Consider the following 25,104-nt stretch of genomic DNA (forward strand, 5'->3'; position numbering starts at 1 on the left):
TACGGATTGCTTTGCGCCGCAGCCTCATCTTGGAACGTCAGCGACTGTGTGACGGGAGCCACGGTGTTCTTATCGGTGTTGACCGTTAAGTCGTAGGAACGCCAGAAATAGTTGTAGCGCTGCCATTTGTAATCACTGGACTCCGCATCGCGCTCGATGTTCAGCCCCACGCGCTCGTTGACCAACCGCTGCGCATCAACCGTCACATTGCCGTCCGCCTCGATCGCGCTGGCCCGGTTTTCGATGAGATCGTCACTGCCCAACTGTAAGCTGCCGCCGCTGAAAATCAGGGCGCCGTCACGGTTAGTCAGACGTTCGTTACCGCGTAAATTGAGGGACTGAGCGGCCGCCAGCACCGCTCCCGAGCCGTAGTTATCAATGACGCGGCCACGAAGGGTCAGGTTGTCGCCCATCACCGCATTCGGGTTATCCAACGTGTCGACATCAAGCGTCATCGCATCGGCTTCAATCCGTCCACGGTTGGTCAATTGCCCGGTAGTGACCTGCATCGACTTGCCGACCAAAGCGCCTTGGTTATTGAAGTGAGCGCTGTTCAAGGTCAGGTCGCCGGGAAGCAGCCAGTCCGTCAGATTGGTTAATACGCCGGCGACAGAGAACGTGAGCGCGCCGTTGCTGCTCAACGTGTCGCCCGCGCGATGGGTATAGTCCTGCTGTACGCTGAGGCTTAACGCCTGCTGACTCTGCAACGTACCGCCCTGATTGTTCAGGGACAGGGCATCGAGAACCAGCGATGCCCCGCTCTGCATCAATCCGTTGGGGTTCAATACCGACAGCGCCGACGCCGAGCGCGCCAGACGACTGCTGAGAGCATTAATGCTGAGCGGTCCGTTCGCGACAACGCGCCCCTGAGTGTTGTCTAACTGGGTCAGTCCTGTCAGCGTCATGCTCCCGGCGCTTTGCAGGCGACCTGCCGTGTTATCCGCTTCACGCGCAGTCAAGCCTGTACGTGTTGTCCCTAAGATCAGTCCGCCATCACGGTTATTCAATGTATCGCTTTGGATATCCAGCGCGCCCTGACTGCTGATGATCCCTTGTCCGTTATTGTTCAACTGTGCGGCGTTAAGGAGCAGATCTTGTGTGGAAACCAGCTGCCCCGCCTGATTGTTGACCTGACTCCCGGTCAGCATCAGCGCATTACCGCTATGCAGTTTGCCCTGAGAGTTATTCAGCGTATCGACATGGTACGTCCCTAGGCCTTGACTGATGAGCGTTCCGCCCGCGTTGTCCAGCTGCGGAGCGTTGATCGTCAGGCCGCGTTGACTGCTGATCACCCCTTGCGCGTTATCAACACGATAGGCGGCAATGCGCTGATCGCCATTGCTGCGCAGCGCCCCGCCCTGATTGCTTAGCTCGCCCGACGTACTCAGCAGCATCTGTTGCTGGCTGTCTACTGTGCCGCCATCGTTTTGCAGTGATTGCGCATTCAGCGTCAGCGTTTCACCGCTTTGCAGTTTGCCGCGCTGATTGTCGATCTGTGTCCCAACATTCAAATCCAACTGCTTCTGGCTATACAACAGACCGTCCTGCGTATTATCCAGCCTCTGCGCCGTCAGACTTAAGCCCTCACCCGCCAGCCACTGTCCGCCCGCATTATTCACGGCGCCCGTATCGTCGTCCGCCGTGCGGCCCCGCACAGTCAACTGATGCTGAGCGCTGACCTTGCCCCCGCGGTTATCGATATCGCCCGCTACCCTTAAGGTCATATCGGCGGCGGACTGCAATCCCCCTTCCGCGTTGGTTAACGCGTCGGCCGTCAGCTGAGCGCCCTGTTGCGACTGCACGCTGCCCTTCGTATTGTCAAAACGGGTGGCGTTAGCGCGCCACTCGCCCTGACTGCCCATCCATCCTTGATTGTTCAGGATCTCTTGCGCAGCCAGCGTTTGCGTAGATTGACTGAAAATGCGGCCACTGCCGTTATCCAGCGTTTCTGTCAGTTGCATGTCCAGACTGCCCAGCGCGTTAACCGTTCCCTGCGCGTTGTACAGATTAGCGGCACGCAGCACGGCCGGCCCCTGACTGGTCAACTGACCGCCCTGGTTATCCCAGTCTGATGACAGATCGAATGAAAGTGCTTGCTGGCCCAGTACCACGCCCTGCTGACGGTTGCTCAGACGCCCGCCGTTCAGAACCAGATCGCCGCCGCTCTGTAACGAACCACCGTCATTATTTAGTAAGCTGGTCGATGCGCCTTGCCAGTTGAGGTGGTCCTGAGCCGTCAATTTCCCCGCTTGATTGTTGACGTCGGCCGTCGTGTTCAATGATAACCCGCCGCCTGACTGTAGCCGCCCCTGAGTGTTGTCGAGGTGGCGGGCCGTCGCGACCACCCGGCCGCCGCCTTGCGCGGTCCCACCCTGATTGTTCCAGTCTCCTTCGGTCTGAACTGTCAAAGTCTCGGCGGCTTCGAGCAGTCCGGCGGTATTATCCACGCCGTCCTGCACCCGCAGGTTCAGGTTTTGTCCGGCGATAACCCTACCCTGTACGTTATCGAGCTGTATGGCCGCGACGTCCAGCTCGGCCGCGCTGGCTTCTCCGTCGCGGTTAGTTAATAGGCCGTCGGTACGAAGAACCAGTTTCTCGCGGGCAGACAGTAGCCCCTGCGCATTATTCAGCGCCTGCGCCGCATTCACCTCCAGCGAGCGCTGACCGATGACCTTCCCTTTTTCATTTGAGAAATTCGCCGCGCCGAGTTCAACCGTCGTCGCGCTGATCTCACCCGCCTGGTTGTTGACGCCGCCAGCGGCATTGAGCGAGAGGTGGTCGCCTGACAACAGCTTGCCGCTCTCGTTATTCATCGTGTTCGCCGTGGCGCTAATCACGGTTTCACTCTGCGCGGTGCCGCCCTGGTTGTTCCAGTCGCCTTCGGTCTGAATAGCCAGATCCTGCCCGGCCCCAATAAAGCCCTGCTGGTTATCCAACCCCTGATGCGCGGTAAGCTGAAGATCTTGCTGACTGATGACCTGCCCAAGCGTGTTGTTCAAACCTTCAGCCGAGAGCTGGAGCTGTTCGCCGCCAAGAACTCCTGATGCGTTATCGACCTGTCCCGCATCCAGGCTCAGCGCAGCGCCCGCCAGGAGAGTGCCGCGGGTGTTATCCACGTCGCCTGCGCTGTTGATACGCAGCGCCTGCAAGCTTTTAACCGAGCCCGCCTGATTTTTCAGCGCGCCGACATTGAGCGCCAGGTCGCCGTTGCTGCCCAGCTCACCCTCGCTGTTATCCAGCAATCCCCCGACCTGCCACTCCCGTGCGTTGCTATCCAGCGACACCAGCCGACCACTCTGGTTATTCACCTCACCGGCAAACAGACTCAGGTTGTTCGCCTCAATATCGCCCTGCGTATTATCAAGCTTGCCGTTCAGTCTGAAGCGACTTTCCCCGGCATCAGTCTCTACCCAGACGGCCTGCTGGTTAAGCAGATTATTGCCGCCCACCGCCCAGGTTCCCGCCTTAACCTGCGCCTGACGGGCGTCGATATCCCCAGAGGTATCGACAGTGAACTGCTGAGCATCGACTTTAGCTTGCCGCAACCCGACACCGCCGCTCTGGGCGGAGACCGTCGCCTGCCTGGCGGCAAGCTGCGCCTGACCGATATCGACGCGCTTTCCGGTCAACGCCACGTTTTTCTGACTCAACAGGCTGCCGCTGCTGCGGACCTCGCCCTGACTGGTCAGGGTGAGATCGGCGTCATTTATCAACGTACTACGGGTATCACTCCCCGCCAGCAGATGCCCGGTATTTTCAATGCCCGCCGCAGCGGAGAGCTGGACGTCGCCGGCTGCCGCCAGGGTGCCGGACTGCTTAATCGACCCCGCACGACTCTGAACATTTAATGTGCCGCCGCTGTGTAATTTTCCATCGTGCTCAATATCATTATTGGCCGTCAGACTGATGGACTCTGCCGCCTGCGTCACGGCCTCCTGCTGGGCGGGCTGCCAGACCAGTCGACCTTCGCTGCTGACGGTCAGCGTTTTGCCCGCCTGTAGTTGTCCGCCCTGATTGCGCACCCCGACGCCCGCTTCAGTGCCGATCATGTGAATCTGGCCGCTGTACATCCCCCCCATCTGGCCCATATCAATGGCCAGCTCGGGTTTGGCTTCATCCGACGCCGCAGAAGGAACGACGGTTTCACCGTCTGCGCTGACGCGGTTGCGGCCTGCGACGACATTGACTTTCTCTTTGGCCCAAACGCCCGCATTCACCTCAACGGCCCGGGCAAGCACATCGACATACTCCGTATCATGGCGGGCGTCGCCGTTCAGCCCACCGCCTTCGATACGCACGACGCCCCGCTCAACCTGATATCCGGCCAGGCTGCCATCCGCATTGAGTTGGGGTTTGCCGGTGGTCAAGGTCATCCGCCCCGCATTGATCGTCCCGCAGCCGTCGCAGACAATCCCCGACGGGTTAGCCACAATCACCTGAGCGCGTCCGCCCGCCACTTCCATATAGCCGCGAAGCTGGCTGGGATTGCTGCTATTAACCTCATTCAGGATGACTTTGGCTGACGCGCTACCCACATTCAGATTGGGGTTGCCTTGAATCATCCCCGCCATCTGGGTAGAGGTCATCGCCGCCGAATTGTTCAGAATGGCCCCTTTCTGATCGACATCGAACTGGCTGTACTGGTTGTGTGAAATCCCGGCCTGATTCGGCGCGGTGATGTTGACCTGAGGAAGACCATTTTGCGTGGCAATAACATCGGGTCGTTGGCCCGCCGCCGCACCGCTATCCGCCACAATGCCCGCCGCCAGCGCCGGAGTGGCGAACAACGCCAGTCCCAGCATCCAGACCGCACGACGCACCGTCACCCACAAACGAACGGCCCCCGGACCTCGGGTCTGACCGGGTTCGCTGCTGCAACTACGCGCTAATTCGGAAACAACTCGTAACTCGCCGTGCGTGCGGCTAAAAATAAGACGGTAACAATGCTTGTTCATGACATCCTTCCGTGAAAAAGGTTAATCCCTGGGAAAACACAAAATGGCAGCGGACCTAATAGCGTGAATCAGATTTCAACGTTGATACTGAAACCGGCAGTCGCACCTGAGGTATGGAACGCATCCGGTTTTAAGAGCGGTACGCCGGCGAAAACGTCATAGCTAATGTGTTGCCAAAGAGCCCCGCGTAGTCCCAAGGCGGAACCCGCAAGTTGATGCCCGACCAAATAACGTGTTCCCGGTCCGCCCACTCGCCCATAATCCAGCGCCAGATAGAGTTCATGTCCCCGCGACCGGATGTTCCAGCCTAATTCGTTACGCCAGACAATCCCTCTTTCTCCTGACAGCATCTGCTCGCCATCGAAGCCTCGTACGGTGTAGCGACCGGCAATCGCCAAACGTTCCTGAGGGGTTAATGCGTTAGCGCTCCACTGCCCACGCAAGGTGGTGGAGTAACGCAGGGATTGGTCGACGAATGTGAAAGGTTGATGAATACTCACGTCCCCCAACAGCACGCCCGTGCGCGCACTGCCGCTGTGCGTCGCTTCTTCCGGCGCGCGCGTCGCGCCGAATGCGCCGGTCCCACGACGCCAGCTAACATTGGCATCTACCGTGGTATCGCCGAAGTAACTGCGCTGATTGACGCCCAACTCCCAGCCCGCGGTGCGGCGACGCTGCTGTTCGATCTCAATGCCATTAACGGAGTTTGTGGCGTGTTTGCGGTAGGTCCGCAGGTTGAGCGTGGTTTTATGGGACTGATTGCGAAACAGCAATCTGGAAACGGTCACCACGACGTTGTCGCTTTTTCCGTTGTAGCTCAGGACTTCATTCGCGTTGGGAATATTTTGATGGTACGTGTAGTCGCTATAGTTAGCCGAAAACGCCCAATAGCCTACGGGGAAGAAGTAGTTCAGCGTGTTAGAGCGGTTGCCGTACGGCCCCTGAGCAAACATATCTCTGCCGATATTGGCGTAAAACAAATCGTTTTGTGCGAAAGGCGCATCGATGGCCAGCGTGGCGGTGCCCAGATAACGTCCGGTGCTTTCAGAGCCGCTGTCATCCAGTCCCAGACTCAGACGAACCGGGCGCTTTTCTTGCCAATTGACCCGCAAATCACTGGCGCCCTCCTGTTCTCCGGGAACAATTTCAATATCCGCCGTCGCGCTGGAAACACGCTTGAGGTTCTCCAGCCCCTGCTCGACATCTCGCAAATTGAGAATATCGCCACGCGATGCCGGAATGGCATTCCACAACCGCCCACGCCACGACGTCGGTTGGCCGAAGCGAATATCGCTGATGCGCCCCGGCTGAAGGGTAAGCGTAAGAATCCCTTGAGTTAAGTCCTGTTCCTGCGCCATTACTCGGGTGGTCACATAACCTTTTGCAAGAATGGCATTTTGCACTTTGTTGATAGCGAGCGTGATGCCCTGAGCGCCCAGACAGCGGCCGTTGGCATCGGCGGCAGAGGCCAAAGCCCACTGGAATTGCTCGGAAGCCTCTCCCTGTAATGCGAGGTAATGAAGGGTGAAGCAGGGATTTTCCTCTGTCGGATACCCTGGCAACGCGGCGTCAGGCGTTTGGAGACGAACATCGGCCTGCGGGGTGTTTTGTTCTCTCAGCGCACGCGTTCGCTCTTGCTGACGCAGCTGCTCGCGAGCATCAATCGCGGCGGCCCCTTGCATCGGCGCATCAGGACTGTCTGCCGCCATCACCGAGGAAGCATAGGCAAGCACGGTTGCAGCTAACACAGGGGAGATCGACTTTGAATAAGAAAAACACATCAGAAAAATCCCTTTAATGAAAAGATTTCATCCATTAATCGTAAGATTGTGTAAATTTCCACGTATTATTCATTCGGTGGTATTAAAAGCAAGCATATTATGTGCACTCTACAAACAAATCCGCGTCGCCCTTTCCTCATCCCTGACATCACAAGATCGCTTACCTCCCCCCAACGCCTCCCCTCGCCCCGACTCCTTTCGCGCTTTAGCCCAAATTAATGTGAAGAAAATCACAAAAGCAGCAGCCGTTTTCCTGTGCAAATCCGCCTCGCCTGTCCGTCAAACGTCCTATAACCAAAACATATGTAAAACAAATAATTACCTAGCGGCATTAGAAGAGTCAGGACAAAATAGTGTGATGCCAATCACAAAATCAGGTGCTAAAACAGCCTGTCAAGCCTCGCTGGCCGAATGAAATGTTGCATAAGTGTGACGTGCTCCAAAAAAATTAATCCCGCCATCTCTACTATCGATCCCATAGTCACTGAGGAGCCTTCATCCGAGGTTAACCATGAGAATAGGATTGGTACTAAGCGGCGGCGATGTCAGCGGAATGAATAATTTCCTTTTTCAGATCAACCGGATGACAGAATCTGACATGGTGATCTTCGACGGCGGCATTAATGGGCTGATTGAAAATCGCTGCAAAGACATCACGCGCCGCGATCTGGTCGATTTATCTCTCTCTTCCGTGCCGTTGCTCGCGTCAGGGAGAAAGGAGGATAAATGCCGGAAATCCGACTACGAGAGGATTGTTAAGAACATTCGTCATAAGAAACTGGATTGTCTGATCATGGGCGGCGGCGATGGTTCTTTTCAGTTTCTGAAGACACTGAGCAGCTACGGCATCTGCTGTTACGGCGTGGGAATGACGATTGATAACGATATTGACGGCGACAGTTATACCCTCGGATTTTCCACCGCCTGCGAACAGGTCATCAGTGAAGTCGCCAAATTACGCAATACCGGACGCGGCTTGCCGGGACGGATATTTATTATTGAATTGCTGGGAGGCTACTGCGGCGAACTGACATTACAGGCGGCGTTAAAAAGTAATGCGGATATTGCGCTCATTCCAGAAGCCCCCTGGGACATTGATGTCCTGGCGGACCAGATAAAACAGAAAATAAAAATACAGAACAGCGTCATTATTTTATGTTCTGAAGGATATACCAAAGAATATACCCCCGGATTTCAGGGGGCGATTGATACCATGATTGGAAAGATAGAGCACAAGATAGGCATCCGCATCCGAAAAACGATTCTGGGATACGGTTTAAGAAATGGCACGCCGACCGGAGAGGAGATCATTCAGGGCGCTATTCTCGCAGAAGAGCTAGTGAGATGTATTAACAGCGGCCTGACAAATAAAATTGTTGTCATCAACAATAATAATAAAGCCATACCGATAGATCTTGAAAACATTAAAAAACGATTGGTGGACAAAGATAGTTATCTCTACAAACTCGCTAAAGTAAATAACCTTATCTGAGGTAATATTATGCTTAATGTACTCTGCGTATGTGGCTGCGGTCTCGGTTCAAGTTTTGCTATTGAAATGAGCGCCAAGTCTGTATTACAAAAACTCGCCATTGATGCGAATATCGATCACACAACAGTATCGGAAGCGTCATCCTATCAATACGACATTATTCTTACCCAAAAAATGTTCGCTGACATTCTAACGTCGGATGCCAGCGAAGAGGATAAGAAAAAAGTCATCATCTTGAATAAACTCACCGACAAAAAAGAAATTGAAGAAAAAATCCTCGCATATCTGAAATCCATCTAAAAAATGAGGTAACCCGTGGACGCTATTATTCATTTTATTGTGACTGATTTTCTAGGCCAGGCTTCGATATTAATTGCGTTAATCGCAATGATCGGTCTTATTCTGCAAAAAAAATCCGTCGGTAAAACCGTGGAGGGAACGTTCAAAACCTTATTAGGGTTTCTCATCATGATGGCGGGGATTAATATTATTGTGGCCGCCCTGACCTTTCTTAACGATATTTTTACCCACGGATTCGGCATGCAGGGGTATATCACGGACGTGGCGGCGATTGCCGGCGTCGCTAACCGTGAACTGGGTTCCGAAGTCGCGCTGACGCTGTTGGTGATTTTTGCCGTCAACATCCTCATCGCCCGGATCACGCCGTTCAAATACATCTTTCTCACCGGCCAGGCGTTGCTATGGATGGCGACCATTGGCACCGTCATCGGCTACAAAGCGGGGCTGACGGGCGCGACGTTGATTTTGACCGGCGGGATCTTCGGCGGCGTGATGGCGGTGCTGATGCCGGCCATCGCCCAACCTATCGTCCGGAAAATCACGGACTCAGACGATGTAGCGCTCGGTCATTTCTGTACCATCGGCTACCTCGTTCAGGCCGCGGTAGCGCGAGCAATCGGCAAAAACTCGCGCTCTACCGAAGATCTGGAACTGCCCGATAACTTCAAATTTCTGCAAGACACCTACCTGTCGATGGCGGTCATCATGGTGCCGATGTACCTCATTCCGGCCATCTTTGCCGGGTCGGCGTACATCGCGCAGTTCGCGGGCGAAACCAACTACATCATGTATGCGTTTATGCAGTCCATGCAGTTCGTCGCCGGGGTCTTCGTACTCTATAGCGGCGTCCGCCTGCTGCTGAATGAGCTGGTGCCCGCCTTCCGCGGCATCGCCATGCGGCTGGTGCCTAACGCCAAACCCGCGCTCGACTGTCCGGTGCTGTTCCCGTACGCCCCGAATGCCGTCATCGTCGGCTTTTTGGCCACCACCGTCGGATCGATTATCGGAATGCTGGTCTTCCCGCTGTTCGGGCTGGCCATGATCCTGCCGGGCCTGCTGACCAACTTCTTCGCGGGCGGTGCCGCCGGGGTCTTCGGCAACGCAATGGGCGGCAGAAAAGGCGCCATCATCGGCGGCGTGGTTCACGGCCTGTTCATTACCTTTCTGCCCGCGATATTGGTGCCGCTGCTAGAAACCTTCGGCTTCAAAGGCGTGACGTTCAGCGACTCAGACGTCATCAGTACCGGTCTGGTCCTTGGCCATACCTTCCAGCATGACTGGCCGTTCGTCATCGGTTTCATCGCCTTCGTCATCCTGATTGTCTGGCTAGCGAATAGAAAATTGGGCAAATAAGGCGGCAGAACGCGCGGGTTATTCCATCACGACGTGAGGAGGAAATATGTTCGCGAAATTAAAGCATCTCTTTCAATTAGAAAAGACGCCAGGGAAGCCGGAAAATGAAAACAGCGAAGAGGCGGAAACGCTTCACTCGGAAATCATGCAGCTGGAATCCGGACTCAAGAAAAACCCGGCGGATACCACGATTCAAAAACGGCTGATGGTGAAATATACCCAGGCGGTAAAAGTATTCTCAGCCGCTAAGCCGTATCGACATCAGGTTGACGATATTTTCCTGAGAATGGATGAGTTAAGAAACACCATCCGCAAAAATATATGAGGCGATATGACGATTAAATCATTTCTTGCTCAAAATTCGTTTATTCAGGTCAGAGTCAGCGTTAACGCCTGGCAGGAAATTATCGAAAAAGCGGCAAGACCATTAATTAAAGGTGGTTTTGTCACCGCTGACTATCCGAAAGCCGTAATTGATAACACATTGGAATATGGCCCCTATTATGTTTTTGATGAAGGTATCGCCATTCCTCATGCCCGACCGGAATGCGGGGTCATCAAAGACTGTTTCAGTATGGTGACACTCGCAACGCCCATCTCAATTAACGGCAGTGAACCCGTCGATATTATTGTGATGTTTGGCGGCGTTAACGGGGACTCTCATATTACGGAAGGCATTGCTTCCATTGTTGGCCTTCTGGATCACGAGGACACGTTAAGTCGAATAAGACACGCCGCCACCGTTGATGAAATACTTGGATTATTATGAAAAAACTGATTTTGGTTAATGGAATACCGGCATCAGGAAAAAGTTACGTTGCCGGACAGATTGCCGACTTTTTCAATTTACCTGTCTTGAGCATCGACGAAATTAAAGAGCCTTTTATGGCGCAGTTCGCCGATATTATTGACAGGCCATTGAATCGCCAACTGGGCTATTCCGCTTATGCGGCTATGTTCAACATTGTAAAAAGTTCGCCGTCGAACACGGTATTTATTTTAGATGCCTGGTTTGGATTTCGGCATAAATCAGTCTTAGCCAATTACCTGTCGCAATGCGACTGCGAAACCGTGATTGAAATATGGAATCAGATTTCGCCCGAGCGGGTGGCGGAGCGTTATTCCCAGCGCTGCCACTGCCGGGTGAAAGGACATCCCGGCGAAGAGTATATCCCCGAATTAGTCGCATTAGCGGAAAAGGCGCAGCCCATGGCGTTAGGCCCGGTTTACACCGTGATTCAGGATAAGGAGATCGAGACAGAACGCCTTATTTCATGGGTCGCTCAGCACCTTAATCATTCAGAACCCTACATCTTATCTCCTGTACGAGGAATTAACCGATGAACAAAATGACAACAGCAGAACGTCGTGGCTATCAAATGATTTGCGACAATACCGGCGCTATGATGGTGGTCGCCTGCGATCAGCGCGGCGGAATGAGAACCCTATTGGCCGATACGCCGGAAGAACAGGCGAAAATCAGTAACGAGACGCTGGGGAAAACCAAATACGATATTACGCAATATCTGGCGTCGGAGGCGGGCTGCGTGCTGGTCGATCCGCTCTGCGCCGTCCCCGGCATCATTGATGAAGGCGTGGTACCACGCAATACCGGCCTGCTCGTCGGCCTGGATGCCTCCGGTTGGGACACCTCGCCCGAAGGCTACCGCATCTCAAAAATGGTCGAAGGCATCACCGCCCGCAAAGTGCGTGAACTGGGGGCGACCGGCGGCAAAATCATGATCTACCTGCGCATGGATACGCCGGAGGCCAATACCGCCAATCTGGCGACGCTGCGCAACGTCATTGCCGATTTCGCCCGAGAAGATCTGTTCTTGGTCGTCGAGTTCCTGACCTATCCGCTGGAAAATGAAAGCAAAGAAGACTACCAGCGTAAAATTCCCCAGCTGATCCTGGAAGGCTGCCGCGCCTGCATCGACTGCGGCTCTAAAGTGCTGAAGATCCCGTACCCCGGCTCGGAAGCAGCCTGCGCCGCCGTCACGGAAACCTGCGGAGACGTTCCGTGGGCAGTCTTGTCCGCCGGCGTCGACCACGAAACCTTCCTGCAACAGGTTGACGTCGCGCTTCGAAACGGCGCGTCCGGCGTGATCGCAGGCCGTTCACTGTGGAAAGACTGCATCTCTCTTGACCGCAGCGTCACACGCGAAAAATTGACCACCCTCGCCGTGCCCCGTTTACGGGACATCCAGCGGCTGCTGGTGAAATATCGCCAACAACGCATCAGCGCTTAATCTCCGATTTAACCAGGCTGGCCAGCGCAGGCAACGGCGCTCGGCCAGCCCTGCTGACAGGAAAATGAGATGACGGACAGAGTGGATTTAATTATTTTCGACTGTGACGGCGTGTTGGTCGACTCGGAGATCATCGGTATCGAGCTGACGGTGTCCTTGCTGAATCAGCATAGGGTCAATATCGGGCTTGATGAGTTCACGCATCGCTACAGCGGACTCACCTGGGATGAGCTGCTCGACCAGATCCGCGTTCACAAGGGGGTCACGATCCCGCCCCACATACGTCAGGCGTTTTATCCGCAGCTGATGGCCGCGTTCGCCGACAGGCTGGTCAGTATCGCCGGCGTGCGGGAGACCTTGTCCCAAATTCCCCTCCGTCGGTGTATCGGCTCCAATTCCAGCGCGGAACAGCTGGATTACATGCTGACGCGGGTGGGTTTGAAGTCCTTGTTCGCGCCGTATATCTTTTCCGCGGTCGATCTCGGTCCAGGCCGCGGCAAACCCCGTCCCGACATTTTTCTGCATGCGGCTCAGGTCATGAATACCGCGCCGAAACAGACGATTGTCATCGAGGATTCCGTTCATGGCGTCGCGGCGGCGAAAAGTGCGGGAATGTTTGTCGTGGGATTTACCGGCGGCGCGCATACCACGCCCAGCCACCGTACACGGCTGATTGACGCAGGCGCCGATCGCGTAATTGAAGCCATGCCGCAACTTATCGGGGAGATACGCCGTTTCGAGCATCGCTCGATGGAAAGCCCAAGCCGCCATCGATGACGAAAATCGCACTCCCCAAGATAAGCACGTCATTTCCTCACTGGACAGAACGTCGTCACCGTCGGTCAGAAGAGGTAGCTGACAATAGGGTTAATACGCTGATGACAGCGTCGATATCCACGCCTATCAATCAATATATTGAATGAATGCTAAACGCTCCTCCAATATTTCCTGTTTTAGGAAGCGATTGAGAGCAATTAACTTCTCACATTGCAGATTATTTCTTAGCCAGGAGAAGTGGTATCCATACCCCGTTTTTATTGCATATTTGAATGGCAGGACCAACGTACCGTTCTCGAGTTCTTTTTTCACCATATTAACATCAACAATGGCCATACCTAGCCCTTGGAGCGCAGCGCTGATCGCCAAATCCATCGAGTTGAAATCCTGACGGTTTAAGGGCGTAAGATAAATATCGGCGGGGACTTTTTCGTTCCACAACATCAGCTTGTCTTCGGGTGATTTATAACCCAGCAGATCAATCCCCACCCTTGAGGAACGTGTGTATTGCGTTAATAGACTGGGTGAACAAACGGGGATCACCCACTCCTCTAATAATAAAGTCTTCTCTTGGTTATCGGGACTTTCATCCCTATGGAGATATTGAACTATCCCGTCGAAACCTTCTTTTTTGAGATCTTTGATATCGATAAAATCAGCCCCTACTCGCTGACTATCGAGAATAATACGGGGGTAGTTCTCGTCCGCATCCAATTTCCTTAATACGGCTATAAACCAACGGAGTGAAAATGTCACAGGTGCGCTGACTTTCAAAATTTCTTCAGTATTTGAAAATTGTTCACAAGCATGACAGAGCGAATAAAATGCCTCATGAACTTCTTTCGCGAAATCCATCCCGTCGGACGAGAGAACCACTTTAGGTCCATTACGTTCAAATAAACGGCGCCCAAAAAAACTTTCTATCGTTTGAATATGTTTACTAACAGCGCTTTGGCTGATGGACAGCTCGTCTGCGGCCAAGGTAAATGATTGATACCTGGCGGCGGATTCGAAGGCCTTCAAAGCGTATAAAGGAGGAGTTTTCAACCAATCCATAGTCTTATACCACCATTTTCACACTGGAAGAGTCAATCCCATCACAGGGATGGTATTGCACGCAAAAAATTTATTTCGAACATAGTAAAACGGCAATAATTATAATTTATAAAACGACACTAGTCATACAATACCAATTCATCCCTAAACGCCACGCGGTTCGCCCTAGTATGATTTAGAGTAATACTTTTATGACTATTTTCCCTTTTTAATAAATACACATTTACGATATAAAAGCCATCATTATCTACTAATGAAACTATCACATTATTGAGAGATGGTTTTGCCTATTTGTATCCTTATAGTATCACACAGCTTCGAGCCGCCTGGGGAATGCTGTATTTCGTCCTATCGATTTTAACCTTGAGTTAAAATTAGAACAGAAACAACACATTCACAATATAAATGGTTTATTTATAAGGAAAACACGCTCCTTCTTCATTATTAATACCATATTTGATATTGACTTAATGTGACTATCTAACACGGTATTAATAAATGGCAGGAGAGTGAATCACTAAATAGAGGAACTAAACCTAAAATACCATATCTTCTCGCACTGATTTTATCTGTAAAAATAGCTTGTCTTATTAAAAATAGGAAATCAAAACACCAGTCACAAAAAATTATTCCCTCAACGCTATATTGCTGTTCAAATTTTGCGCCATCACCATCGGAATATTCGCATTGATTTTTTTATCAGGAAGTCGCGGTGACGAACCGGTAATGACCCGAATCTTCATCTGTTAATCGACCCATAAGGAGATACCACATTGAACCTTCAAAACACCCTGTTAATGATTCTGGTCGACGCTCTTTTCATCGGCGCTCCCCCGCTTGGATATTGACCCATACATCAACCTTCGAGACGGTCTTGGATCTTTCCCACGCTGAATCAGGTCTTTGCCTTTGGCGATATTCCGCTCGCCCACCAGGCGATGAAAGACGGAAAGATCCACGGCAATGCGGCGATATTGGTCAATGCGCCCTCACCCGGGTTGGGCGCGATCAAGGAAAAAGGGCAAAGAAAGGGCGAGGCCAAACCGCAAACGGCGACGACGTAAAAGCAAGACGTTATTGGAAGAGAAAATGTCAATTTATGACGCGGTTCAAACTTAAGGAAAGTTTGCCGATTTTTGATAGTGGCATTCATTAAACGAACGCAACATGCCTGTAGCCCGCGGGCGATAACCGCGCTAACCACGGACAGATTCACGCCATTAATCTGTTCGCCGTGCGACCGCTGTAGGAGCGACCGCACAGGGGGGCGCCTGAACGCCCGCAGGGAAAGCTATTCCGCGTTTCGACATCCCTCGATTCGCGGATGGGGTCAGAACCTATCCTGGAGGATCCACGTATGGGACAGTCAATATTCGAATCCACCGCCCCGGCAAGTCCGGCGCCTAAATTCGATATGCAATACGGTGTTTTTGCCTCATTGGATGATGCGGTGAATGCGGCGGCGCAGGCGCAGAAACAGCTGGATAATGTGGTCTTGCGGCAAAGGGTGATTACGGCGATCCGTCAGGCCGGTGAGCGCTACGCGCAGGTGCTGGCGGAAATGGCCGTGGCCGAAACCGGCATGGGCCGCGTGACGGACAAATATGCCAAAAATGTCTCTCAGGCACGCCGGGCACGGAAAGCCTGGAGGCACAGGTGATCACCGGCGACAACGGGATGACGCTGATCGAAAACGCGCCCTGGGGCGTGGTGGCCTCGGTCACCCCCTCGACGAACCCGGCTGCTACCGTCATCAATAACGCCATCAGTATGATCGCCGCGGGCAACAGCATCGTGTTTGCGCCGCATCCTTCGGCGAAGAAGGTCTCCCTGCACGCCATCAGCCTGTTGAACAGGGCAATTATCGCCGTAGGCGGCCCCGATAATCTGCTGGTCACCGTCGAAGACCCAAATATTGAAACCGCTCAGCGCCTGTTTTGCCATCCGGGTATTAGTCTGCTGGTCGTGACCGGGGGCGAAGCGGTGGTGGAGGCCGCGCGTAAACATACGGATAAGCGCCTGATCGCCGCTGGCGCAGGCAACCCGCCCGTCGTGGTGGATGAAACCGCGGACATCGCTCGCGCCGCGCGTGACATTGTGCGCGGCGCGTCCTTCGACAACAACATTATCTGCGTCGATGAAAAAGTGGCGATCGTCGTCGACAGCGTGGCCGACGCGTTGCTGACCCACATGCAGCAGCATCAGGCGGTGTTGCTGACGAGCGAGCAGGTCGAACAGCTGCTGCCGCTGCTGCTGACCGATATCGACGAAAACGGGAAAGGCCGCCCCAACCGCGACTGGGTAGGGCGCGATGCGGCGAAGATCGCCGCGGCGATTGGCCTGGACGTCGGCGACAACACGCGGCTGCTGCTGGCGGAAACGCCTGCCGATCATCCCTTCGCCGTGACGGAGATGATGATGCCGGTGCTGCCCGTCGTGCGCGCGGCCGACGTGGAAGAAGCCATCGAGCTGGCGGTGCGGCTGGAGGGCGGATGTCGCCATACGGCGGCGATGCACTCGACCGACATCACCCATCTGCACAAGATGGCGAGCCGCATCAACACCAGTATTTTCGTTAAGAACGGTCCCTGTATCGCCGGGCTGGGATTCGGCGGCGAGGGCTGGACATCCATGACCATTTCCACACCGACCGGCGAAGGGGTGACATCGGGACGGACTTTCGTTCGAATCCGTCGTTGTGTGATGGTGGATATGTTCCGCATCGTCTAGTTTTCGTATGCTAAGCGTCCCTGCCGCCAGCACAGAGTGGCAGGGACCACGCCCCCCATCGGCTCATTGTGCGACACAGCGCAAAGGTTTTACCGGAGGAAACGACAGATGAAAACAGACCATCGCCTTCATCCGCATCAGCTTGCCGCCCAGCCGACACCTCCCGACGCCGTCCAGGCATTACAGAGTCAAACTCATCACCCGATGCATCAGCGTTACACGCAGGACGTTTACGCCCAGTCCCGCACCATCACCGCCTGGCAACAGCTTTACGATCAAGTCTCGCCCGGCCATTTCCGCGGCGAGCTACAGGAACTGCTGTTAGACGGCATGCAGCTCTGTCACGAATACACTAATCTGGCGTTGCGCCAATCCTGTATGGCCTGGGCAGGGTCGTTATGGTTCGGTATTCCTTCTACGCAGGAGAACATGGGGTTTATCAACGCGCAACCGCTGGACAAGTACGGCATTGCCGTCAGCCCCGGCGGGAAAGAGTTCGAGCTTTCAACGCCGGACGACTTTTCCATTTTGGGGGTCGTGATTTCACATGAGTTGCTGCATCAATACATCGGCGCGCTCAGCGACCCGCAGTGGCTGACCGAACGGCTGACCCGCGGCACCACGCTGCAAATGGATCTCAGCAACAAGGAACAGCTCTGCGATTACATCCGCCATGCACTGTGGTACAGCTGCCATTTCCCGCAGGTCATGAAAAAAGGCAATACGCAGAAACTGTTGAACCATAACCTTCTCACGATGCTGATGTCGTTTCTGGAAAACGTCCAGCCGCCGACGGAACCGGCGCAAAATCATCATCACCGCAAACTGATCGCCTTTGCACGAGAATATGTGTTGAGCCAAACCTCAGAACCGGTCACCGTGCTGGACCTGTGCAATCGACTCCACGTCAGCCGCCGCACCTTGCAAAATGCCTTCCAGAACATCTTAGGCATCGCCCCCAACGCCTGGCTCAAAATCATCCGGCTCAATGCGGTGCGGCGAGAGCTGATCGACCCCGAGACACCGCATCGCACGGTGCAAGACGCCGCGATGCAGTGGGGATTCTGGCATTTGAGCCAGTTCGCCATCGACTATCAGAAATTGTTCAACGAGAAGCCCTCGCTAACCCTACGGCGTCACTGTCCGCAGTGACGGTCGGACTGCGTCTCTCACCCGCCCTGACGCCACGTCGCTTCGGGCGGTTCCCCTCCATCGCGCCGTCGATGCCGCGACATTCACGACAAATCCAGCGTATTTCACTGCTTTTCGGCCGCCGAAAAGAGAAAAAACTGACATGAACTATACTGTAACGGCGTGAATGGTGACGCGCCTTCATCGGAAGTCCCTACCCGGCCTCAGGCTCCGCAGCGAGCTGATATCAAGCGCGGCAAAGCGACACGTCCGGCGTTTGCGCTGGGCATGAACGCAAGGCTTTTGGTTCCACGGCAGCTTTGCGATTGCATTAAGCCCTCAGCGTTAACCGCGCCATCCTCGCGCCATCTGCATAAAACCCTGGGCTAAACACGACTTGAAAACAACAGTACCAACACACGCACACTGTGAGGAAAGTTATTATGTTCAATGATTTACAGGATAAGGTGGCGATTGTCACTGGCGCATCGAAAGGCATTGGCGCGGCGATTGCCAAGCGTTTCGGGGCGGAGAAAGTCAACGTGGTGGTGTGTTACCGCTCGGACGATGACGGGGCGAATGAGGTGGCCAAATCGATTGAGCAAAGCGGCGGAAAAGCCGTCCTCTTCAAAGGCGACATCAGCCTCGAAGAACACACGCAAAAGGTGCTTCAAACGGCTATCGACACCTTCGGACGTCTCGATATTCTGGTGAATAACGCCGGCATCGAGAAACAGACCGCTTCCCACGAGGCGACGCTGGACGACTGGAATCAGGTCATCTCTGTTAACCTGACCAGCTATTTTCTGACCGCCAAACTCGCCATCAAGTATTTCCTGGAAAACAATATTCAGGGCACCATCATCAACATGTCTTCCGTGCACGAGCAGATCCCGTGGCCGACTTTCGCCAGTTACGCGGCCAGTAAAGGGGGCGTGAAACTGCTGACGCAGACGCTGGCGCTGGAATATGCGGACAAAGGTATTCGCATCAACGGTATCGGACCGGGCGCCATCAATACGCCCATCAACAAAGAAAAAATGAACGACCCTGAGAAACGCGCGGCGCTGGAAAAAATGATCCCGATGAAACGCGCCGGCGAACCCGAAGAGATCGCCAATGTCACGGCCTGGCTCGCCTCTGAGCAAGCCTCTTATGTCACCGGCATTACGCTATTCGCCGACGGCGGCATGACGCTCTACCCCTCTTTCCAGGGCGGTCAGGGATAACCCCCTCCCCTCAGCAACGCTTCCTTCCTTTCTCTTCGCGCCGTGGGCCGAAGGGAAGGGAGACGTCGTTAATCCGTTAAGAGATAAATAGGCATGAATATACTGATCGCGCTGATCCCGGCGCTGTTTTGGGGGATCCTCCCGCTCGTGGTGTCGTCTATCGGCGGCTCGCCCAATAATCAGATCATTGGCACCACGCTGGGCGCTTTCGTGGTCGCGCTTGTCGTCGCGATCTTCGTGCCAGCGAATCTGGTCTGGCCGGTTATCGTCGGGGGTGCCGGTTCGGGCATGTGTTGGGCCTTCGGTCAATATTTGCAATACGTCTCCTTTACGAAAATAGACGTGTCGAAAGCCATGCCCGTTTCCACCGGGTTGCAGCTGATCGGGACGTCACTGTTCAGCGTCTGCTTTTTTGGGGAGTGGAAAAGTACCAAAATGGTGGGCTTTTTCGCCATTTTGCTGGTGATAGTCGGCGTCTACCTGACCACGTACACCTCTAAGAAAAACACCTCGCGTGAGCAACACCTGCTCGCCGGGGTGGGCATTCTGATCGTCTCCATGTTCGGCTACATCGGCTATTCCGCCCTGCCCCGCATCTTTAATCTCAGCGGGTGGGACGCCTTCCTGCCGCAAACGGCGGGCATGGTGGCGATGTCGCTCCTGCTCTCCATCAAACAACTCGGCGGTACGCTCAAAGAGAAACGGACCTACTGGAGCATGCTGCCCGGCCTGATCTTTGCGGTGGCCGCGCTGGGTTATCTGATCTCCGCGCAGCGCAACGGCGTGGCGACCGGCTTTACCCTGTCTCAGATGAGCGTCATTATCTCCACGCTGGGCGGGATCTTTATTCTGAAGGAACATAAAACCCGCAAGGAACTGACCCTCACCCTGATTGGTCTGGCGCTGGTGTTGAGCGGCGGGATTATCATCAGTCAGATTTAACGCGGGCCGTTGCGTCTGCCCTCGCCGCCCCTGCGATTAGGCCAGACGGTGACCGGAAAAATTAAGCCGAAAAAAGAGGGGCGATGCCCCTCTGACGAATGAGTTACGGTTCCTGCGTGACGGCCTGTTCGCGCTGATGGCTGGGATAAAAACGCCCTTCCTTCAGAGAGGTTTCAATCTCTTCCAGACTGCGCCCTTTCGTTTCCGGCATCATGAAGTAGATGAAGATGAACCCCAGCAGATTCAGCAAAGCGTAGAACCACATGGCGCCGCCAATACCCAGCAAATTCACCATCGACAATGCGGTGGAAGTCAGCAGCAGGTTTGAGCCCCACAGCGTAGCCGCGTGCAGGCTGCTGGCCTTTTCACGGACGCCCAGCGGGTAGACCTCCGATCCCACCAACCAGCCGATGACCTGAATCCCACCCGAGTTGAAGATCATAAAGGCAAACAGGCAAGCCACAATTAGCCAGCCGTGTTGACCGCCGCTGGCGTTCAATCTAAACATCAGCCCCAGCAGCGCCAGGCTGATGACCGCGCCGGGGATCATGTACAGCGTCAAGGTACGGCGGCCGATGCGGTCGACCAACAGCTTGCCGACGATGGTCAGCACCAGATAAATGATCGCCACGCCCAGCGCGGAGTGTAGCGCCATATCCCGGCTGAAACCTGCGCCAGTCAGGAAGGTCGGTGTGTAGTAAATCATCATTTCGATGCCAGAGAGCTGAGTAAACGCGGCAATGCCCAACCCAACGACCAGCGCCGGACGTAGCCACGGCTGCTTCAGATCTTTCCAACTGCCGGTCGACTTGCGTTTGGCGCGCTCATGCACGCGCTGGATGGCCTTGATCTCGCGGCGCACTTCCCGGGCGGTTTCACGCACCGTATCCAGCGCCACATGCGCTTCCTTCATGCGCTTTTTACCCACCAGCCAGCGCGGGCTTTCCGGCAGCGGCAGCATGCCGAGCAGCAGAATTACCGCAGGGATCGCCGCGACGGCGAACATCACTCGCCAGGACCAGAGATCCTGCAAAAACGTCCCGACCAGCGCGGCGGTGAGAATACCGATCCCGATAGAGATATTAAAGAATGTCACCAGTCGGCCGCGTTTCTCCGGCGGCGCCAGCTCGGCAATATAGACCGGCACAATCTGCGATGCGCCCCCGACGGCGAAGCCCAGCACCAGCCGCGCGGCGCCGAGATAATAGGCGTTGGGGGACAGACCCGAGCCAATCACCCCCAGCGCGAAGATGGCGGCGACAATCATGACCGTGTACCGCCGCCCCAGCACGCTGGACAGCTTACCGCATGACAAGGCGCCGACTACGGCGCCGACCAGTATGGCGCTGGTGACCAGCTCCTGAGCATGGGAAGTGAGGGAAAAGTCATGGGTGATTTGCAGCAGAGCGCCGGAAATAATTCCGGTATCGTAGCCATATAAGAATCCCGCGATGGCGGCAATGGCCGTTGCTGTCAATAAAAAGGCATCAGCGCTTAAAAAGCTGTTATTTTCACTCTCGGATGTATCGGATGTCTTTTCATTGTCAGCCAGTGATATCACCGGTGGTTTATGACTGTATTTATCGCTGTCGTCGTGTACATCAGACATAATTTTCCTTTATTTCAAGTGAGTGTTAAACGTGGCATAGATAATTCTTCGAAAGGTGGTTATTGATGAAATATTTGGACATATCGTCTAATGACGATATTATCGACCGTTATATGCAGTATTTATAGATATAGCACAACATGTTGAAACTGTCACTCCTGAATAAAAACACACGCCACCCAAAATGTATTTGGCATCAGATCGGTATGCCATTGTCACTGAAACAGGAATAACCTTCGCGTGAAGCGCGGATATATAAAAACATAAGAAATAGTTATACCTAAAAGAAAAATATAACCATTGCCTGTAAACAACGGTCATTATCCCAAAAGGAACGATGCGTAAAATAAAATAAAATCATGCGGACACTCAGGCAATAAATATCGCTACAAAGCGGAATTGCATAACCGGGATAATGATAAAATAACTTTCTAGCGTTGGGGCGTGATGGCAGACCACCCGAAAACGGCGGCCTGCAAAGATGACACCGTGCTACGGAAGTCGTGGAGCCCGAATCCCGAAATTAAATCGGCGACAGTGGCCGCACAGCGTTTTCAAAGCCGCCGGACTATCCAAGTCTGACAGCCTGACTTCAATCAACGTGAGCGACTGAGCACGTTCGGCCTGCTCCAGCGCGGCGTCCAGTTGGGCGCTATTTTCCACCACCGCGCCGACAACGTCATCTCCGCCCTCCATGGCATGGAGCAGTTCGGTGTACCGCATGGCGGGTATCGTGTTGTAGGACGAGCGCTTCCCCAGGATGTAGCGCTCAATCGTGTAGCCGTTATTGTTGAGCAGAAAAATAACGGGAGCCAGACCGAGACGCATCAACGTCGCCAGCTCCTGACAAGAGATCTGAAACGCCCCGTCGCCGACAAACAGCACATGCCGGCGCTGCGGCGCCGCCAGCATCGTGCCCAGCAAGGCCGGTAATGAATAACCAATGGCTCCCCATAGCGGCTGCCCCACCACCGTGACGCCATCCGGCAGCGGCAGCCCCATCACGCCCGCGTTGCTGGTGCCGATATCCACGACCACAACGTCATCCGGCTGAATGAAGGTCTGTATGCGCTGCCAGAAGGCCTGCTGTCCCCAGGCTGCTTCGCTGACCTCCGTGGGCGCCCCCACCACAGGTCGCTCGCTCGTCCGCTCCGGAAGCGCCAGCATGACGGCGCGCAGCAGATCCCCCGTCGCCACGGCGGGATAGAAGTCCGCTTCCATCGTCAGAGAATAGGGCGCGATATGGATGACCTCTTTGAACAGCGGCGACGTGTAGAAAAAGTTGGTGTTGAGATCGATAGGTTTTACGCCGAAAGACAGCGTGCAATCCGTCTCTTCCAGTCGACGAAGCACGTCCGGGCGAGATAAATCGCCGTTATAGCTCCCCAGCCACAGCGGATCGTTTTCAGGAATAACCCCTTTAGCCGTGGACATCGAAACGATGGGAATAGAAAAGCGTCGGGCAAATGCGCACAGCCTTTCGGACAGACCAAAGCGCGCCACCGCATGATCAACCAGCATCACCGGTCTTTCGGCCTGTTGAAGGCGATGGGACAACGCGTCGGCGGCCATCTGCAATCGGCGTACGTCACTCTGCGGCATCACATAGTCGTAGGGCGTATCCGGCACCTCGATTTCCACATCGCTAATATCCGAAGGCAACTGCAAGTAGACCGGTTTCTTTTCAACCCAGGCGCGGGATATGACCCGGGGAATGGACTGCGCTGCGTTTTCAGGCGTGATGAGGAGTTGGTCGGCAGTGAATTGACGAAAACAGATCATGTCGTGGTCAAGCTGACCGTCCGCCAGTGAGTGATGCAGCAAAATCCGATACTCTCTGGCATATAAAGGCGGCGCGCCAGTCAGTAAAATAATCGGCACCGATTCCGCATACGCCCCGGCAATCGCCGACAGTACCGCCAAATCGCCGACGCCATACGTGGCCACCAACGCGGAAACGCCGTGAATGCGGGCGTATCCGTCCGCTGCATATCCTGCATTAAGCTCATTGCAACTCCCGACGAAATCGATCTGCTCGTCGTGCTCAATCAACTCCAATAACTCAAGATTATAATCGCCAGGAACGCCAAAAACCGTTCGAATGGATAAGGCTTTCAGTTGCGCCAGCACGAATGCGCCAATCGTCATTTTCATCTTGTATTCCTCCTTAAATTCAGATGTCCTCTTTGAGTAAAGCGTGTGCCTCTCTTCCTGTAAAACACCGCAAATGCGCCGCTCGCTCACATCGTGACGACAATCGTGCCTCTCCGCTATTTCATTCTTTGTCTTCGCCGAATAAGCCGTGCCCAACGCCCAGCGGCCTGTCAAATAAGGATATCCTGCTAAGCTGAGAAATAGCGTCTGCGTCGCCCGAACCGGCACCAAGCGAGCCGGGAGTACGCATTCATCTTCACATTCGCTACCTATCAGAGGTATTACGCATGAGCACATTCAGAACGAAAGACGGTACTCAGCTGTATTACAAGGATTGGGGGAAAGGTAAGCCGCTGTTGTTCAGTCACGGCTGGCCGCTGGATGCCGATATGTGGGACAGTCAGTTGTATTTCTTCGCCGAACACGGCTTCCGCGCCATCGCCTTCGACCGCCGCGGTTTTGGGCGTTCAGACCAGCCCTGGAATGGCTATCATTACGATACGCTGGCCGACGATATTCACGAATTGAGTGAACACCTGCAGTTAGACGAGATGACGCTGATCGGTTTTTCGATGGGCGGCGGCGACGTTTGCCGCTACCTCCACCGCCACAGCGCTGACCGCGTCAAGGCCCTGGCCCTGCTCAGCGCGGTCACCCCGAAGCTGATGAAGTCCGCCGACTATCCGAATGGGGTGGAGCAACAGGTTATCGACGGCATCCGCGAAGGGATTATGCAAGACCGTGCGCAGTTTATCAGCGATTTCGCCACGCCGTTTTACGGTCTTAATAAAGGGATGCAGGTCTCTGAGGGCGTGCTGACGCAAACGCTGAATATCGCGCTGCTGGCCTCTCTGAAAAGTACGCTCGACTGCGTCACGGCATTTTCTGAAACGGACTTCCGCCCGGATATGCACAGCATTAACGTTCCCACGCTGGTTATTCACGGCGACGCCGACCAGGTCGTGCCGTTCGAATCGACGGGCAAGGTGGCCGCAGAGATGATCAAAAACGCCCAACTTAAGGTCTATGCAGGTGCGCCACATGCTATCGCCCAGACGCACGGGGATCGATTGAATCAAGATCTGCTGGCGTTTATTCGGTCGGTCGACTAATTTGTTTTACTCGCCCGAGCCTCCGTCTAAGAGGCTCGCTTTCTTAGATGTAAAGTATCGTTAAATATTATTAATTCACTACATACAATCGATTATTTTGATCATTAATAATTGATACGCAAAAGAACTGATACTCACTCATCATTACTCCCCCCTCCAATAAGAATATATTTCCCTGGTGATGACAAAGAGGATACGACTCATCATTTCACTATAAGCGTATTTAACGCC

General features: G+C 54.3%; 18 protein-coding genes and 1 pseudogene. 14 read left to right on the top strand and 5 right to left on the bottom strand.

Annotated features, from left to right (window positions below):
* A partial coding sequence (locus tag BLU64_RS10680; protein WP_139171499.1) for a two-partner secretion domain-containing protein occupies positions 1-4,955 on the bottom strand: 4,955 nt, incomplete at its 3' end.
* A 68-nt stretch (positions 4,956-5,023) separates the two neighbouring features.
* Positions 5,024-6,664, bottom strand: coding sequence for a ShlB/FhaC/HecB family hemolysin secretion/activation protein (locus BLU64_RS10685; RefSeq protein WP_244888424.1), 1,641 nt, complete (start codon positions 6,662-6,664; stop codon positions 5,024-5,026).
* Positions 6,665-6,752: 88 nt separating this feature from the next.
* Between BLU64_RS10685 and BLU64_RS17245 the strand changes: the two genes are divergently transcribed.
* The 9 genes from BLU64_RS17245 (at position 6,753) to BLU64_RS10725 (ending at position 12,910) form a co-directional block, all read left to right on the top strand.
* A complete protein-coding gene (locus tag BLU64_RS17245) occupies positions 6,753-7,151 on the top strand; it encodes a hypothetical protein (RefSeq protein WP_139171500.1) in 399 nt (132 codons plus the stop codon).
* A gap of 96 nt (positions 7,152-7,247) precedes the next feature.
* Entirely contained in the window at positions 7,248-8,228 is a 981-nt protein-coding gene (locus BLU64_RS10690) for a 6-phosphofructokinase (protein ID WP_074728683.1), read from the top strand.
* 9 nt (positions 8,229-8,237) lie between these two features.
* Positions 8,238-8,528: a PTS sugar transporter subunit IIB gene (locus BLU64_RS10695; protein ID WP_026742235.1), complete on the top strand. Its 291-nt coding sequence runs from the start codon at positions 8,238-8,240 to the stop codon at positions 8,526-8,528.
* A 15-nt stretch (positions 8,529-8,543) separates the two neighbouring features.
* Positions 8,544-9,881 carry a PTS sugar transporter subunit IIC gene (locus tag BLU64_RS10700; RefSeq protein WP_026742234.1) on the top strand — a complete coding sequence of 446 codons (1,338 nt, stop codon included), beginning with the start codon at positions 8,544-8,546 and terminating at the stop codon, positions 9,879-9,881.
* A gap of 46 nt (positions 9,882-9,927) precedes the next feature.
* Complete coding sequence (locus tag BLU64_RS10705) at positions 9,928-10,206, top strand: hypothetical protein (protein ID WP_026742233.1); 279 nt, start codon at positions 9,928-9,930, stop codon at positions 10,204-10,206.
* 6 nt (positions 10,207-10,212) lie between these two features.
* Positions 10,213-10,650: a PTS sugar transporter subunit IIA gene (locus BLU64_RS10710; RefSeq protein ID WP_026742232.1), complete on the top strand. Its 438-nt coding sequence runs from the start codon at positions 10,213-10,215 to the stop codon at positions 10,648-10,650.
* The gene (locus BLU64_RS10715; RefSeq protein WP_051625471.1) at positions 10,647-11,225 is read left to right on the top strand and encodes a P-loop nucleotide/nucleoside kinase family protein; all 579 of its coding nucleotides are present in this window, start codon (positions 10,647-10,649) and stop codon (positions 11,223-11,225) included. Before BLU64_RS10710 ends, BLU64_RS10715 begins: the two co-directional genes overlap by 4 nt.
* Complete coding sequence (locus tag BLU64_RS10720; RefSeq protein WP_026742231.1) at positions 11,222-12,133, top strand: tagatose-bisphosphate aldolase; 912 nt, start codon at positions 11,222-11,224, stop codon at positions 12,131-12,133. The genes BLU64_RS10715 and BLU64_RS10720 overlap by 4 nt, the downstream gene beginning before the upstream one ends.
* 69 nt (positions 12,134-12,202) lie before the next feature.
* Positions 12,203-12,910, top strand: coding sequence for an HAD family hydrolase (locus BLU64_RS10725; RefSeq protein ID WP_026742230.1), 708 nt, complete (start codon positions 12,203-12,205; stop codon positions 12,908-12,910).
* A 126-nt stretch (positions 12,911-13,036) separates the two neighbouring features.
* Here BLU64_RS10725 and BLU64_RS10730 read toward each other — a convergent pair whose 3' ends face one another.
* Complete coding sequence (locus tag BLU64_RS10730; protein ID WP_074728685.1) at positions 13,037-13,966, bottom strand: LysR family transcriptional regulator; 930 nt, start codon at positions 13,964-13,966, stop codon at positions 13,037-13,039.
* 1,414 nt (positions 13,967-15,380) lie between these two features.
* On the opposite strand from BLU64_RS10730, the pseudogene BLU64_RS10735 reads away from it, so the two are divergent.
* From BLU64_RS10735 to BLU64_RS10750, 4 genes and pseudogenes are all read left to right on the top strand, one after another.
* Positions 15,381-16,696: pseudogene (locus BLU64_RS10735) on the top strand (aldehyde dehydrogenase family protein).
* Positions 16,697-16,804: 108 nt separating this feature from the next.
* Positions 16,805-17,848: an HTH-type transcriptional regulator EutR gene (gene eutR / locus BLU64_RS10740; RefSeq protein WP_074728687.1), complete on the top strand. Its 1,044-nt coding sequence runs from the start codon at positions 16,805-16,807 to the stop codon at positions 17,846-17,848.
* A gap of 422 nt (positions 17,849-18,270) precedes the next feature.
* Entirely contained in the window at positions 18,271-19,056 is a 786-nt protein-coding gene (locus BLU64_RS10745; protein WP_026742227.1) for a glucose-1-dehydrogenase, read from the top strand.
* A 93-nt stretch (positions 19,057-19,149) separates the two neighbouring features.
* Complete coding sequence (locus tag BLU64_RS10750) at positions 19,150-19,998, top strand: GRP family sugar transporter (protein ID WP_074728688.1); 849 nt, start codon at positions 19,150-19,152, stop codon at positions 19,996-19,998.
* A gap of 103 nt (positions 19,999-20,101) precedes the next feature.
* On the opposite strand, the gene BLU64_RS10755 is transcribed toward BLU64_RS10750, so the two are convergent.
* Entirely contained in the window at positions 20,102-21,607 is a 1,506-nt protein-coding gene (locus BLU64_RS10755; protein ID WP_074728690.1) for a sugar porter family MFS transporter, read from the bottom strand.
* A gap of 492 nt (positions 21,608-22,099) precedes the next feature.
* Positions 22,100-23,761, bottom strand: a complete 1,662-nt coding sequence (locus BLU64_RS10760) for an alpha-keto acid decarboxylase family protein (protein ID WP_026742224.1) — start codon at positions 23,759-23,761, stop codon at positions 22,100-22,102.
* A gap of 287 nt (positions 23,762-24,048) precedes the next feature.
* On the opposite strand from BLU64_RS10760, the gene BLU64_RS10765 reads away from it, so the two are divergent.
* Positions 24,049-24,873 (top strand): alpha/beta fold hydrolase, encoded by an 825-nt coding sequence (locus BLU64_RS10765; protein WP_026742223.1) that lies wholly within the window; start codon positions 24,049-24,051, stop codon positions 24,871-24,873.
* The last annotated feature ends 231 nt before the right edge of the window (positions 24,874-25,104 follow it).

Source organism: Lonsdalea quercina (assembly GCF_900107885.1).
Taxonomy (GTDB): Bacteria; Pseudomonadota; Gammaproteobacteria; order Enterobacterales; family Enterobacteriaceae; genus Lonsdalea; species Lonsdalea quercina.

Bases quoted from the DNA above. Each gene is read 5' to 3' on its own strand.
- BLU64_RS10685 (WP_244888424.1), bottom strand. From the start codon at position 6,664: ATGGCGGCAGACAGTCCTGATGCGCCGATGCAAGGGGCCGCCGCGATT.
- BLU64_RS17245 (WP_139171500.1), top strand. From the start codon at position 6,753: ATGAAAAGATTTCATCCATTAATCGTAAGATTGTGTAAATTTCCACGT.
- BLU64_RS10690 (WP_074728683.1), top strand. From the start codon at position 7,248: ATGAGAATAGGATTGGTACTAAGCGGCGGCGATGTCAGCGGAATGAAT.
- BLU64_RS10695 (WP_026742235.1), top strand. From the start codon at position 8,238: ATGCTTAATGTACTCTGCGTATGTGGCTGCGGTCTCGGTTCAAGTTTT.
- BLU64_RS10705 (WP_026742233.1), top strand. From the start codon at position 9,928: ATGTTCGCGAAATTAAAGCATCTCTTTCAATTAGAAAAGACGCCAGGG.
- BLU64_RS10710 (WP_026742232.1), top strand. From the start codon at position 10,213: ATGACGATTAAATCATTTCTTGCTCAAAATTCGTTTATTCAGGTCAGA.
- BLU64_RS10715 (WP_051625471.1), top strand. From the start codon at position 10,647: ATGAAAAAACTGATTTTGGTTAATGGAATACCGGCATCAGGAAAAAGT.
- BLU64_RS10720 (WP_026742231.1), top strand. From the start codon at position 11,222: ATGAACAAAATGACAACAGCAGAACGTCGTGGCTATCAAATGATTTGC.
- BLU64_RS10725 (WP_026742230.1), top strand. From the start codon at position 12,203: ATGACGGACAGAGTGGATTTAATTATTTTCGACTGTGACGGCGTGTTG.
- BLU64_RS10730 (WP_074728685.1), bottom strand. From the start codon at position 13,966: ATGGATTGGTTGAAAACTCCTCCTTTATACGCTTTGAAGGCCTTCGAA.
- eutR (WP_074728687.1), top strand. From the start codon at position 16,805: ATGAAAACAGACCATCGCCTTCATCCGCATCAGCTTGCCGCCCAGCCG.
- BLU64_RS10745 (WP_026742227.1), top strand. From the start codon at position 18,271: ATGTTCAATGATTTACAGGATAAGGTGGCGATTGTCACTGGCGCATCG.
- BLU64_RS10750 (WP_074728688.1), top strand. From the start codon at position 19,150: ATGAATATACTGATCGCGCTGATCCCGGCGCTGTTTTGGGGGATCCTC.
- BLU64_RS10755 (WP_074728690.1), bottom strand. From the start codon at position 21,607: ATGTCTGATGTACACGACGACAGCGATAAATACAGTCATAAACCACCG.
- BLU64_RS10760 (WP_026742224.1), bottom strand. From the start codon at position 23,761: ATGAAAATGACGATTGGCGCATTCGTGCTGGCGCAACTGAAAGCCTTA.
- BLU64_RS10765 (WP_026742223.1), top strand. From the start codon at position 24,049: ATGAGCACATTCAGAACGAAAGACGGTACTCAGCTGTATTACAAGGAT.